At 72.1% G+C, this 13,429-nt stretch carries 9 protein-coding genes; 3 read left to right on the top strand and 6 right to left on the bottom strand.

The features are described from left to right. Nucleotides 1-2 precede the first annotated feature (2 nt). Nucleotides 3-908, top strand: coding sequence for a MerR family transcriptional regulator (locus ABZ385_RS04995; RefSeq protein ID WP_358909712.1), 906 nt, complete (start codon nucleotides 3-5; stop codon nucleotides 906-908). A gap of 168 nt (nucleotides 909-1,076) precedes the next feature. Continuing rightward, on the top strand, nucleotides 1,077-1,565 hold the full coding sequence (locus ABZ385_RS04990) for a hypothetical protein (protein ID WP_358909711.1): 489 nt from the start codon (nucleotides 1,077-1,079) through the stop codon (nucleotides 1,563-1,565). Between the two features lie 70 nt (nucleotides 1,566-1,635). On the opposite strand, the gene ABZ385_RS04985 is transcribed toward ABZ385_RS04990, so the two are convergent. Next, nucleotides 1,636-2,547: an LLM class flavin-dependent oxidoreductase gene (locus ABZ385_RS04985; RefSeq protein ID WP_358909709.1), complete on the bottom strand. Its 912-nt coding sequence runs from the start codon at nucleotides 2,545-2,547 to the stop codon at nucleotides 1,636-1,638. Nucleotides 2,548-2,813: 266 nt separating this feature from the next. Between ABZ385_RS04985 and ABZ385_RS04980 the strand changes: the two genes are divergently transcribed. Beyond that, on the top strand, nucleotides 2,814-3,719 hold the full coding sequence (locus ABZ385_RS04980; protein WP_358696757.1) for a Cof-type HAD-IIB family hydrolase: 906 nt from the start codon (nucleotides 2,814-2,816) through the stop codon (nucleotides 3,717-3,719). A gap of 22 nt (nucleotides 3,720-3,741) precedes the next feature. Here ABZ385_RS04980 and ABZ385_RS04975 read toward each other — a convergent pair whose 3' ends face one another. From ABZ385_RS04975 to ABZ385_RS04955, 5 genes are all read right to left on the bottom strand, one after another. Beyond that, nucleotides 3,742-4,776: a M23 family metallopeptidase gene (locus tag ABZ385_RS04975; protein ID WP_358909707.1), complete on the bottom strand. Its 1,035-nt coding sequence runs from the start codon at nucleotides 4,774-4,776 to the stop codon at nucleotides 3,742-3,744. 213 nt (nucleotides 4,777-4,989) lie between these two features. Beyond that, a complete protein-coding gene (locus ABZ385_RS04970) occupies nucleotides 4,990-6,726 on the bottom strand; it encodes a GAF domain-containing protein (protein WP_358909705.1) in 1,737 nt (578 codons plus the stop codon). Between the two features lie 142 nt (nucleotides 6,727-6,868). Further along, a complete protein-coding gene (cydD, locus tag ABZ385_RS04965; RefSeq protein WP_358909703.1) occupies nucleotides 6,869-10,666 on the bottom strand; it encodes a thiol reductant ABC exporter subunit CydD in 3,798 nt (1,265 codons plus the stop codon). A 40-nt stretch (nucleotides 10,667-10,706) separates the two neighbouring features. Beyond that, entirely contained in the window at nucleotides 10,707-11,711 is a 1,005-nt protein-coding gene (cydB, locus tag ABZ385_RS04960; protein ID WP_358584076.1) for a cytochrome d ubiquinol oxidase subunit II, read from the bottom strand. A gap of 19 nt (nucleotides 11,712-11,730) precedes the next feature. After that, nucleotides 11,731-13,269, bottom strand: a complete 1,539-nt coding sequence (locus ABZ385_RS04955) for a cytochrome ubiquinol oxidase subunit I (RefSeq protein WP_358584074.1) — start codon at nucleotides 13,267-13,269, stop codon at nucleotides 11,731-11,733. Nucleotides 13,270-13,429: the final 160 nt, after the last annotated feature.

Here is a 13,429-nt window from a genome sequence, read left to right as displayed (position 1 = left end):
GCGTGGAGTACCGCATCGAGGATCTGGCGCACCACAGCGGCGCGACGGTGCGCACGATCCGCGCCTATCAGGACCGCGGGCTGCTGCCCCGCCCGGAGCGGCGCGGCCGGGCCAATGTGTACGGGGAAGCGCATCTGGCCCGGCTGCGGCAGATAGCTGACCTGCTCGACCGTGGGTACACCCTGGCGTCCATAAAGGAACTGCTGGAGGCCTGGGACACCGGGCGGGGCCTGGGCGGGGTGCTCGGTCTGGCCGCGGAGGTCGACGGGCCCTGGACGGACGAGAAGGCCGACCGGATCACCCGCGCGGAGCTGGAGGCGGCGTTCGGAGGCGTCCAGGACGAGGCGGCGGTGGCCGACGCGGTCGCCCTCGGGATCCTCGAACCGGTGCCGGGCAGCGAGGACGAGTTCCTGGTGCCGAGCCCGCAAGAGCTGGCCGTGGCGGTGGAGTTGCACGCGGCGGGCGTTCCGCTCTCGGCGATAGCGGGCCATTTGCGGGAGTTGAGGGGGCAGGTCGAGTACATAGCCTCCCGTTTCCTGGAGTTCACCACGGAGCACGTCTTCGCCCGCTATCTCGGTCCGCATCCGCCGACGGAGGCGGACGCCGCCGAGGCCGCCTCCCTGGTGCGCCGCCTGCGCCCGCTGGCCCAGCAGTCCGTCGACGCCGAACTCGCCCGCGCTATGCGCCTGTTCGCCACGCGGCACTTGCGCCGGCATCTTGACCCGGAGTGTCCGGTGGCCGACGTGGAGGAGCCGCAGCCGGTGCCGCTGCCCGCCGCCACAATGCGGGCTGTACGCGCGCTGGTTGGCGACGACAACGCCGCGGCGTTCATCGCGGCGGCCGCTGAACGAGAAGTGGCGGCACGGACATTGGACGCATTAATGATAACTGACCCAAACCGGACGTAAGTTGCCCAACTATTCTAAAGTACCACATGGTTGTCCACAGAACTGTCAACTTTCCTGTGGATAACCGGACTTGGTTGTGGATCAAACCTGGGGGCCCAAATCCGTTGATGAGAACTCGGTGGCCATCAATCGAGTGCGGGGAAAACGCGTGCCCGCGTCCGGCGAGGCATGATCGGTGGCATGGAGCACCTGCCCAGCACCGAAGCCGCCCTCGTCGCCCTGCGCGCGGTGGCCCGCGAGCATGACCGGGAGATCGAGGTCTCCCACGCCATCGGCGCCGATCAGACCTCGCGGCGCACCGCCGCCGGGATCGGCGTGACGGCAAATCCGGACGGTTCGCTGCCGCACGAGGCGTTCGTCGAGCTCGGCGGCTCGCCGAGGATCTCGGTGCGGCTCTATCCCGACGACGGCGACGCCCAAGGCGACGGTGGCGGGGCCGACGCCCTGATCACGGTGGAGGGCGTCGAGTTTCCCGACGTGCCGCGTGACTCCGTGCCCGCGTTCGTGCGGTCGGTGCTCGGGGGTCTCGCCCACGTCAAGGGCAGGCGGTTCCCGCCCGGCTACCGACTGGTCGTGCCGCTGCCCGGCGACGAGACGTACAAGGAGTTCGTCCCCCTCGTCACGCTCACGCCGTGGCTCAGCTCCCGGGTGCGCTGAGGGAGCACGCCACGTGGATCAGCGCGGGCTTGCCGCGGGTGCCCGTGGCCAGGATCACCGCGGCGGTGGCTCAGCGCAGCTGGGAGAGCGCTTCGGTCGCGATCTTCTCGAAGACGACCTGGTCGGTGGCGAAGTCCGAGTCCGGGATCGGGGCGTGGACGACGATCTCCGTGAAGCCGAGGTCCCTGTGCCGGCCGGCGAAGTCCACGAAGGCGTCGACGGACTCCAGGGGGCGGTTGCGGTCCGGCGTGAAGCCGGTGAGGAGGATCTTGTCCAGCTCGGCGACGTCCCGGCCGAGGTCCGCGCACGCCTTGCCGAGCCTCTCGATCTGGCCCCGGATCGCCTCGCGGGACTCCTCGGGCGTGCCGTTCTCGAAGAGCTTCGGGTCGCCCGTGGTCACCCACGCCTGGCCGTGCCGGGCGGCGAGCCGCAGACCGCGCGGGCCGGTCGCCGCCACCGCGAAGGGCAGTCGCGGCCGCTGCACGCAGCCCGGGATGTCGCGCGCCTCGGTCGCCGAGTAGAAGGTCCCCTCGTACGTCACCGAGTCCTCGGTCAGCAGCCGGTCGAGCAGCGGCACGAACTCGCCGAACCTGTCGGCGCGCTCGCGCGGGGTCCAGGGCTGCTGCCCCTCGGCGAGGAGGGTCGTGGCGTCGAAGCCGTTGCCGCCGGCGCCGATGCCGAGCGTGATCCGCCCGCCGGAGATGTCGTCGAGCGAGATGAGTTCCTTGGCGAGGGTCACCGGGTGGCGGAAGTTGGGTGACGTCACGAGCGTGCCCAGGCGCAGCCGCTCGGTGGCGGCCGCGGCGGCGGTCAAGGTGGGCACCGCGCCGAACCACGGGCCGTCGCGGAAGGAGCGCCAGGCGAGGTGGTCGTACGTGTACGCGGTGTGGAAGCCCAGCTCCTCGGCGCGCAGCCACTGGTCGCGGCCGCCTTCGTGCCAGCGGCGTACGGGCAGGATCACGGTGCTCAGGCGCAGGCTCATGCCTCAGAGCTTACGGCGACGCCGAGGGCCCCCGAATGGTCCCCTTCCCGCCGTCCCGCCCGGACACCGAGCCCGTGCGGACATGCCTCGGCCCCCGTCCCCCGTGCGGCTCGACCAGCGGCGGCGTCCGGCCACGGTCCACTCAGATGTGCGCCCCCGCGCACGCCCGTGCGGGCATATGCGGGACAATCGGCGGTGTGACCTCAGCTACCCCAGGGCCCCAGCCTCCGGCCGTCCCCACCCCGGAAGCCCCGGGCACCCCGGCCATCCCGGGCACCCCGGGCACCCCGGCCGTCTCCGCGCCGTCGGGGCCGCGGCCACGGCCCCGGCTGATCGCGACGGACCTGGACGGCACGCTGCTGCGCGACGACAAGTCGGTCTCCGACCGCACGATCGCCGCGCTCGCCGCCACCGAGGAGGCCGGCATCGAGGTCTTCTTCGTGACCGGCCGCCCGGCCCGCTGGATGGACGTGGTCAGCGCCCATGTCCACGGCCACGGCCTCGCCATCTGCGGCAACGGCGCCGCGGTGGTCGACCTGCACGGCGGCCCCGGCGCCCACCGATTCGTCAAGGTCCGCGCACTGGAGCGGGCGTGCGCCCTCGACGTCGTCCGCAGGCTGCGCGCCGCGTCGCCGGGTACGGCCTTCGCGATCGAGCGGACCGGTGGACTGCACCACGAGGAGGCGTATCCGCCGCTGCACATGGAGCCCGGCGAGAGCGTCGCACCCGCGGAGAAGCTCCTGGCCGAGGACCCCGGCGACCCCGCCGTCGCCGAACAGCCGATCCTGAAGATCCTCGCCTTCCATCCCGAACTCCAGCCCGACGACTTCCTGGTGACCGCCCGCGCGGCCATCGGCGAGCGGGCGACGGTCACCCGCTCCAGCCCCAGCGCCCTCCTGGAGATCAGCGGCCCCACCGTCTCCAAGGCCAGCACGCTGGAGCTGTGCTGTGCCGAGCGCGGCATCACGCCCGCCGAGGTCGTCGCCTTCGGGGACATGCCGAACGACATCGAGATGCTGACCTGGGCGGGCACGTCGTACGCGATGGGCAACGCCCACCCGGACGTCATCGCCGCCGCCTCGGGGCGCACGGTCGCCAACAACGACGACGGCGTCGCGGTCGTGATCGAACGGATCCTGGCGGAGCGCCTGGAGCAGCGGGACCGGTCCTAGATCTGGAGCGGCGGGACCGGTCCTAGATCCGGACCCCGCGCCGCGCCAGCCACTTCCGCGGGTCGATCCCCGAGCCGAATCGCGGCGTGAGCCGGGTCTCGAAATGCAGGTGCGGGCCGGTGGAGTTCCCGGTGGTGCCGGCCTGTCCGACCCACTGGCCGGCGCGCACCTTGTCCCCCTTGTCCACCGTGACGGTCGCCAGATGCGCGTACTGCGTGAAGTACCCGCCGCGGTGCCGCACCACGACCTCGATGCCGAAGGCGCCCCCGCACGCCACCCTGTGCACCCGGCCCGCGCCGACCGACCGCACGGGCGCCCCGATGCCGACCGCGAAGTCCTGCCCGGTGTGCCGGTGGGCCCAGCGCCGGCCGGTGCTGTCGAAGCCCGCGGAGAGTTCGTACTCCCGCACGGGCGTCACCCACGCGCGAGTGGCGGCTGATTTCGGCTGACGCAGGCGCTGGCGCACGGCGCCCCGGCACCTGCCCGCGGCGACCGCCCGATCCGCCTGGCCCTGCAGGGTCCACCGAGCCGACTCAAGCTTCCGTTCGATGCCCCGCCTCAGCCTCGCCAGCCGGGCGTTGCGCCGGATGAGCGCGCGCTTGGCCAGGTCAGCCCTGCGCTTGGCGGCCACGAGCCGGGTGGCGGCCCGCCGCGTCTCGGCGACCGTGCTGTTGACGGCCAGGTCGGCCTGCGACAGGACCTGCCGGCCGCGCATCAGTGCGTCGGGGCTGTCGGCCAGGAGCAGCCGAGCCGCGTGGGGGAGGCCGCCCCCCGTGCGGTACTGGGCACTGGCCAGCAGGCCGAGGTCCTCGGACAGCAGGGCGACACGGCGCCGTTGCGCGGCAAGGAGACGGTCCAGTTTCCGAACTTTCCTCTTCTGGAGGCGCGCCGCCCGACGCCCCTCTTCGTAGTGGGCGCTCGCACGGGCGGCCTCTTCGTAGAGCCGCGCCACGGTGGCGCCGGCGCTCGACCCCTCGGTGGTCACGGCGGCGGCCGCGGCGGGAGGCGACGCGGCCGGAACCACGAGGCCGAGCAGCGCGCACAGCAGCACCGACACACTCAGGAGCCGGCGCGGAGGGCGCTGGCGCGGACGACGGTGGCTCAGGCGCATGTCACCGATCGCTTCCCCGTCGGGCCCGGCGCCTCCTACGCCACTCGTGTACTCGGGGGGCGCGATTGCCCCGTGCGGCCCAGCGGCATGACCCCGAACGGCCGCACAGCGCCTCCGCACAGGGCTTCCCCTACGTCGATATGGCCACAGGCCCGGCCGTCAGTGCGGCGCCTGCCACACCACCGTCGTCCCGCCGCCGTCCTCGCCGATCCCCTCCCCGTACCAGCTGTCGCCGCCCAGTGACTCGGCCCGCCGCTTGAGGTTCTTCAGGCCGCTGCGCCGGCCGCCCTCGGCGATGCCCACGCCGTCGTCGGCGACCGTCAGACGTACGCCCTGCTGCCCGTCGGGCAGCCGCACCGTCGAGTCGACGACGACGTCGATGCGGGCGGCGTGCGCGTGCCGGAAGGCGTTGGAGAGGGCCTCCCGCAGGGCCGCGATGAGGTTCTTCCCGGTCAGCTCGCCGACCACGGTGTCCACGGGGCCGACGAAGTGGTGGGTGGGCTTGCAGCCGAGCGGCACGGCGGCCATGTTGATCTCGCGCAGCACGCGCGTGCGCAGCCCCGACGGCGCCTCGGCCGGACCCTGCTGGAGCGCGAAGATCGCGGTGCGGATCTCCTGGATCGTCACGTCCAGTTCGTCCACGGCCCGCCCGACGCCGACCTGCACCTCCGGCACGACGGACCGGCGCTGGGCGCTCTCCAGCATCATCCCGGTGGCGAAGAGGCGCTGGATGACGAGGTCGTGCAGGTCCCTGGCGATCCGGTCGCGGTCCTCGTACACGGCGAGCCGCTCCCGGTCCCGCTGCGCGTCGGCCATCATCAGGGCGAGCGCGGCCTGTGAGGCGAACTGCGCGGCGAGCGTCCGCTCGGCCTCGCTGAACCGGCGCGCCCCGCGCGCGCGGGGCGTCACGAGCGTCCCGAGGACCCGGCCGTCGCTGTGCAGCGGCAGCATCATGACCGGGCCGTAGCGGCGCGCGAGGTCGGTCATCGTCCGGGGGTCGGTGGCCGCGTCGTCGATGAAGACGGCCTCCCCTTCGAGCAGTTGCGCGACGAGGCGGCTCTCCGGAGGCACGATCAGGCCGAGCGCCCCGGTGGGCTCGTCCGAGGAGACGGCGACGACCTCCATGCCGCCCTCCTCGTCGGGCAGCAGCACGATCCCGGCCGCCGAGTCCGCGAGGCGCCTGGCCTGTTCGGCGACGACGGCGAGGGCGTCCTCGGCGTCGCTGCCGGAGAGCAGGGCCGTGGTGACCGCCACCGAGCCGTCGATCCAGCGTTCGCGCTGCTTGGCGGCTTCGTAGAGGCGGGCGTTGCCGATGGCGATGCCGGCTTCCGTGGCGAGGACGCGCACCATGTGCACGTCGTAGTCGTTGAACTCGGCCCCGTCCCGCTTCTCCGTCAGATAGAGGTTGCCGAAGATCTCCCCCTGGACCCGGATGGGGACGCCGAGGAAGGTCCGCATCGGCGGGTGGTGGGCCGGGAATCCGCAGGAGCGCGGGTCGGCGGAGAGATCGGCGAGGCGCAGCGTCCTCGGCTGGTGGATGAGGGCGCCGAGCAGCCCCTTGTGGCCGTCCGGCAGCCGCCCGATCCGCTCGGCGGTCCGCTCGTCGATGCCGTGGTAGACGAACTCGGAGAGCCCCTTGCCGTCGTCGGCGACGACGCCGATGGCGGCGTAGCGGGCGCCCGCCAGTTCGGCGGCGGTCTCGCAGATGCGGTCCAGGGTGGTGTGGAGTTCGAGCCCGGTGCCGACCGACCGCATCGCTTCGAGCAGCTGCGGCACCCGGGAGGTCAGCTCGGGGGAGAGCCCCTGGAGGCCGCGGGCCGCCCGCGCCGCTGTCCCCGCCGGATCCGGTGTGCCGTCGGGGAGCGGGGAATCGGCGGAGGCCGAAGGTACTGACATGACTTTGAGCCTAGTAAGTCCTATTTACCGGGGAAAGTCGAAGCCTGCCGAGTTACTGGGGAAAGTCGAAGCCTGTCGAGCATGGGCGGTCGTCCCTCGGGGGCCGCGTGCCCACGGAGGGCGTCCCGGCCTGCCCCGGCCCTCAGGCCACGCCGAGCAGATCGGCCGCACGCTCCACCTCCACCATGCGCCGCAGCGGACCCTCCACCGCCGCCAGCTCCCCGTACGTGCCGCGCTGCGCCACGCGCCCGCCCTCCAGGACGAGCACCTCGTCCACCGCGTCGAGCCCGGCGAGGCGGTGCGTGATGAGCAGTGTCGTGCGGCCCCTCGTGGCCGCCAGCAAGTCGGCGGTGAGGGCGTCCGCGGTCGGCAGGTCGAGGTGCTCGGCCGGCTCGTCGAGCACCAGGACGGGGAAGTCCGCGAGCAGCGCGCGGGCCAGCGCGAGGCGCTGCCGCTGACCTCCGGAGAGCCGCGCCCCGTGCTCGCCGACGAGCGTGTCGAGGCCGTCGGGCAGCGAGGCGACCCACTCGTCCAGGCGAGCCCGCTCCAGCGCGCCGCGCAGCTCCGCGTCCGTGGCGTCCTTCTTGGCGAGCAGCAGGTTCTCGCGTACCGAGCTGTCGAAGATGTGCGCGTCCTGGGCACAGAGCCCGACCATGCCGCGCACGGTGTCGCCGTCCAGCGCGGCCGCGTCCGTGCCCCCGAGCGTGTACGTCCCTTCGTACGCGCCCAGGAAGCGCAGCAGCACCTGCGCGAGCGTCGTCTTGCCCGAACCGGAGGGGCCGACCACGGCGATGCGCCGCCCCCGCTCCAGCGTCAGGTCGACACCGGCGAGCGCGTCGTCCCGTTGCCCCTCGTGGCGTGCGCGCAGCCCCTCGACCCGCAGCGGGAAGGGCGAGCGCGGGGCGGGCGCGGGCGCCGCGGGCTCCGGCAGCGGCTCGGGGGCGTCGAGGACCTCGTGGACGCGCTCGGCGCTCTTCATGACCCGCTGGCGGTACCGCACGGCGAGCGGCAGCCCCAGCACCGCCTCGAACGCGGCGAGCGGCGTGAGCACGACCACGGCCAGGACGACACCGCTGAGCCGCCCGTCCTGCACCGCCCGCACCCCCACGAGCGCGGCCGCGGTCACCGTGAGGCCCGTGACGAGCGCGCCGAGACCGTCGCCGAGCGCGGTGGCGGTGGCGCCCCGGGAGGCGATCCGCGTCAGCTCGGCGTCGGCCTCCCCGGCCTTGGCCGTACGCCGCTTCAGCGCGCCGGCGACGGTCAACTCGGCCGTCCCCGTGAGCAGATCGGCCACGCGCGTGGCGAGCACCCCGCGCGCGGGGGCCAGCTTCCGCTCCGCGCGGCGCGCCACGGCACCGCTCAGCAGCGGCACCCCGACGCCCGCGGCGAGCAGCCCCACGGCGAGCACCGCGCCCGCCTCGGGCAGCAGCCAGGCGGTGAAACCGACGGCTCCGAGGCTCACCGCGGCCGCGGCGGAGACGGGCAGCAGCCAGCGCAGCCAGTAGTCCTGAAGGGCGTCGACGTCGGCGACCAGGCGGGAGAGGAGGTCACCGCGGCGGGTGGTGCGCAGGCCCGCCGGGGCGAGCCGTTCCAGGCGGCGGTAGACCGCGACGCGGGTGTCGGCGAGCATTCGCAGCACGGCGTCGTGCGAGACGAGCCGCTCGGCGTAGCGGAAGACGGCGCGGCCGATGCCGAAGGCGCGGGTCGCCGTCACGGCGATCATCAGGTACATCACCGGGGGCTGTTCGGCGGCCCGGGATATCAGCCATCCGGACGTGGCCATGAGCCCGACGGCACTGCCCAGCGCGAGACTCCCGAGCAACAGCGCGAGCGCCAGCTGCCCTCGCCGCGCCCCCGCGGCCGCCCGTACGCGGGCCGCCACGCCACGCCCCTTCTCGGCGCCCCCCGCCCGACCACCCGCCGTCGCGACGGGCGAGACCTCCCGCTCCCCGGCGGCCTGCGCACCGTGGGAGGACGCGTCCGAGGCCGACGCGGCAAGGGCCGGCGCATCGAGAGCCACCGCGTCCGAGCCCGCCGCGCCAAAGGCGGGCGCACCAAGAACCGGCACGTCCAAGGCCGACGTATCGAGAGCCGCCGGGTCCAGGGCCGACGCACCAAGAGCCGCCGCGTCCGAGCCCGACGCACCAAAGACGGGCGCGTCAAGAACCGGCACGTCCAAGGCCGACGCGCCAAAGGCCGGCGCATCAAGAACCGGCACGTCCGAACCCGGAGCACCAAGAACCGCCGCATCCAAGCCCGACGCGCCAAAGGTTGACCCAGCAACCCCCGACGCCCGCGCCGCCCCTTCGCGCACCGCGGCGAGCCGCACCACACGATCCGCCACGGCCAGCAGCGCGGGCCGATGCACGACCAGCAGCACCGTCCGCCCGACGGCCAGCCGCCGCACGGCCTCCACGACCCCCGCCTCGGTCCCCCCGTCGAGCGCCGCCGTCGGTTCGTCGAGCAGCACCACGGGCCGATCGGCCAGGAACGCCCGGGCCAGTGCGAGCCGTTGCCGCTGCCCGGCGGAGAGCCCGGCCCCGTCCTCCCCCAGCGGGGTGTTCGCCCCGGCCGGCAGCGCGTCCACGAATTCCAGCGCCCCCGCGTCGCACAGGGCCTCCCGCAGCAGCGCGTCCGACGCCTCGGGCCGCGCGAGCCGTACGTTCTCCGCGATGGTCCCGGCGAAGAGGTGCGGGCGCTGCGGCACCCACGCGATCCGCTCGCGCCACCGCTCGGGACAGACCTCCGCGAGGTCGACACCCCCGACGCGCACCCGCCCCTCGGTGGGCCGCACGAACCCGAGCACCACGTTCAGGAGGGTCGACTTGCCCGCCCCGCTGGGCCCGACGAGCGCCACGGTCTCCCCGGGCGCCACCTCGAACGACGCCCCGGAGACCGCGTCCGACGCCCGCCCCGGATACCGGACCGTCACACCCTCCACGCTCAGCACGCCCGACGGCGCCGCCCGGGTGCCGGTCGCCGGCACCGGGGTCTCGAGGACCTCGAAGATCTCCTCGGCGGCGGCAAGACCCTCCGCCGCCGCGTGGTACTGCGCGCCGACCTGGCGCAGCGGCAGATAGGCCTCGGGCGCCAGGACGAGGATGACGAGACCGACGTACAGGTCCATCTCGCCGTGGACGAGCCGCATGCCGATGGTCACCGCGACCAGCGCGACGGAGATCGTGGCGAGCAGTTCCAGCGCGAAGGACGACAGGAAGGCGATGCGCAGCGTCCGCATCGTCGCCTGCCGGTACTCGCCGGTGATCTTCCGGATCGACTCGGCCTGCGCCTTGGCACGGCCGAACACCTTCAGGGTGGGCAGCCCCGCCACGACGTCGAGGAAGTGCCCCGAGAGCCGGGACAGCAGCTTCCACTGCCGGTCCATCCGGTTCTGCGTCGCCCAGCCGATCAGGATCATGAAGATCGGGATCAGCGGCAGCGTCACCACGATGATCGCCGCCGACACCCAGTCCTCGGTGACGATGCGGGCGAGCACCGCCACGGGGACCACCACCGCGAGCCCCAGCTGCGGCAGATAGCGCGAGAAGTAGTCGTCCAGCGCGTCCACGCCGCGCGTCGCCAGCGACACCAGCGAGCCGGTCCGCTGCCCGCTCGACCAGCCGGGCCCCAGCTCACCGGCCCGCGCCAGGAGCCGCCCCCGCAGTTCCGACTTGACCGCCGCGCTCGCCCGGTGCGCGGCCAGCTCGGTCAGCCAGGAGACCAGCCCCCGGCCCACCGCGACCAGGGCGAGCAGCGACAGCGGCAGCCCCAGGTCGGCGGCCGGCAGGCCCTTCTGGAAGGCGCCCACCACGATTTCGGCGATGAGCATCGCCTGGCCGATGACCAGCCCCGCCCCCGCGAGCCCCAGGACCACCACCGCGACGAGGAAGAAGCGGGTGGCACGGGCGTAACAGAGCAGACGCGGATCGATTGGTTTCACGTGAAACACGCCTTCCTGAGAGCCACAGGAACGTCGGAACCTAGTGGGCGGCGTCGGCAATGTGCTGCGTGCCGATGCGCTTGCGGAACACCCAGTACGTCCATCCCTGGTAGAGCAGTACGACGGGCGTCGCGATGACCGCGCACCAGGTCATGATCTTCAGGGTGTACGGGCTGGACGAGGCGTTGGTGACCGTGAGGCTCCACTCGCCGTTCAGGGAGGACGGCATGACGTTCGGGAAGAGCGTCAGGAAGAGCATCGCGACGGCCGCCGCGATCGTGACGCCCGACAGCGCGAACGACCATCCCTCGCGCCCGGCCTTGATCGCCCCGATGGCGCCCACCAGCGCGAGCACCGCCACGGCCATCGCGACCAGGCTCTTGCCGTCGCCGTGGGCCAGCTGGGTCCACGTCAGGAAGCCCAGCGCCAGCACGGCCGTGACGAGCCCGAGGCCGAGCGCCAGCTTCCGCGCCCGCACCCGGATGTCGCCCACCGTCTTGAGCGAGGCGAACACCGCGCCGTGGAAGGTGAACAGGGTCAGCGTGACCAGGCCGCCCAGGAGCGCGTACGGGTTGAGCAGGTCCCAGAAGGAGCCCACGTACTCCTTGTGGGCGTCGATCGCGACACCGCGCGTGATGTTCGCGAAGGCCACGCCCCACATCACCGCCGGGATCAGCGACGTCCAGAAGATCGCGTGCTCCCAGTTGCTCTGCCACCGCTCCTCGGGCCGCTTGGCGCGGTACTCGAAGGCGACGCCGCGCACGATCAGGCAGATCAGGATGACGAGCAGCGGCAGGTAGAACCCGGAGAAGAGCGTCGCGTACCACTCGGGGAAGGCGGCGAAGGTCGCGCCGCCCGCCGTGAGCAGCCACACCTCGTTGCCGTCCCAGACGGGGCCGATGGTGTTGATGAGGACCCGCTTCTCGACCCGGTCGCGGGCGAGCAGCTTGGTCAGGACCCCGATCCCGAAGTCGAAGCCCTCCAGGAAGAAGTAGCCGATCCACAGAACGGCGATCAGTACGAACCAGATGTCGTGGAGTTCCATGTCCTGAGCGCTCCTTCCTTCAGTACGAGAAGGCCATGGGCCGGTCGGCGTCGGCGTCCGGTCCCGCACCGGAACCGCCGCCCGGCCCGCCGATCTTGGTGGGCGGGTTGAGGTCCGCCTCGGTCAGCTCGGGCGGCCCCTGCCTGACGTACTTGAGCAGCAGCTTCACCTCGATCACGGCGAGGATCGCGTAGATGAGCGTGAACCCGATCAGCGAGGTGAGCACCTCGCCCTGGGAGACGCCGGGTGAGACCGCGTCCCGGGTGCGGAGCACTCCGTAGACGACCCAGGGCTGCCGGCCCGTCTCGGTGAAGATCCAGCCCCAGGCGGTGCCGATGAGGGGGAAGATCAGCGTCCACTGGGAGAGCACCCACCACCAGCAGCCGAGCTTGGGGGCCAGCTCCTTGTTCTTGGTGAGCATGAGCTTGGGGATCTCGTCCGCGCCGGTGCGGTGCTCCGGAGCGAGCCAGAACTTCTTCCGCGTCAGCCACAGACCCGCCGTGCACAGGGCCATCGAGACCCCGCCGAAGCCGATCATCCAGCGGTAGGACCAGTAAGCGGTCGGGATGTTGGGCCGGTAGTCACCGGGGCCGAACTTCTCCCGCGCCTCCTTGTTGAGGTCGTTGATGCCGGGGATCTCGGCGCTGAAGTTGTTCTTGGCGAGGAAGGACAGGACGCCGGGGACCTCGATGGCGACCTTGTTGTGGCCCTCGGCGACGTCGCCGTACGCGAAGATCGAGAAGGGCGCCGGCTTCTCCGACTCCCACAGCGCCTCGGCGGCCGACATCTTCATCGGCTGCTGCTCGTACATGACCTTGCCGAGCGTGTCCGCGCTGACCACGGTGAGCAGGGTGCCGACGAACGCCGTGACCAGGCCGAGCCGCATCGACATGCGCATGGTGCGGATGTGCCGCTTCTTGCGCAGGTGGACGATGGCGATGCCGGTCATGAAGGCGCCGCCGACCAAGATGGCCGCCGAGATGACGTGGAAGAAGTTGACCAGCGTCGTCTCCTGGAAGAGCACCTTCGAGAAGTCCGTCAGCTCGGCGCGCTTGGTGCCGTCCCGCTCCACGATCTTGTAGCCGACCGGGTGCTGCATGAAGGCGTTCGCGGCGATGATGAAGTACGCCGACAGGATCGTGCCGATGGAGACGATCCAGATGGTCGCGCAGTGCAGCTTCTTCGGCAGCTTGTCCCAGCCGAAGATCCACAGGCCGATGAAGGTCGACTCGAAGAAGAAGGCGATCAGCGCCTCGAAGGCCAGCGGCGCCCCGAAGACGTCACCGACGAAGCGCGAGTAGTCGGACCAGTTCATGCCGAACTGGAACTCCTGGACGATGCCGGTGACGACGCCCATCGCGATGTTGATCAGGAACAGCTTCCCCCAGAACTTCGTCGCCCGGAGGTAGTGCTCCTTGCCCGTCCGGACCCACGCCGTCTCCAGGATCGCCGTGAGGGCGGCCAACGAGATCGTCAGAGGGACGAACAGGAAGTGGTAGACGGTGGTGATGCCGAACTGCCATCGCGCCAATGTCTCGGGCGCCAGAGCCAGGTCCACTGCGTCTCTCCTTACTCGCCGTGGTCATCGCGGCATTTGCCCCTGCTTGCCCCACTGATCTCCGGAGGAACCGGGGCACGCTTGTGAACGCGTTCACATTCACAAGCATTATGTCGCACTGGCTGTCGTCACCCAAATGGGGGGTCCCCTTTGCCGCCGG

Source organism: Streptomyces sp. NPDC005898, assembly GCF_040629635.1.
Classification (GTDB): domain Bacteria; phylum Actinomycetota; class Actinomycetes; order Streptomycetales; family Streptomycetaceae; genus Streptomyces.
This window is presented reverse-complemented; position numbering and strand designations above follow the sequence as displayed.

Coding starts and splice junctions, on each gene's coding strand:
- ABZ385_RS04990 (WP_358909711.1), top strand. CDS start 1,077: ATGATCGGTGGCATGGAGCACCTGCCCAGCACCGAAGCCGCCCTCGTC.
- ABZ385_RS04985 (WP_358909709.1), bottom strand. CDS start 2,547: ATGAGCCTGCGCCTGAGCACCGTGATCCTGCCCGTACGCCGCTGGCAC.
- ABZ385_RS04970 (WP_358909705.1), bottom strand. CDS start 6,726: ATGTCAGTACCTTCGGCCTCCGCCGATTCCCCGCTCCCCGACGGCACA.
- cydB (WP_358584076.1), bottom strand. CDS start 11,711: ATGGAACTCCACGACATCTGGTTCGTACTGATCGCCGTTCTGTGGATC.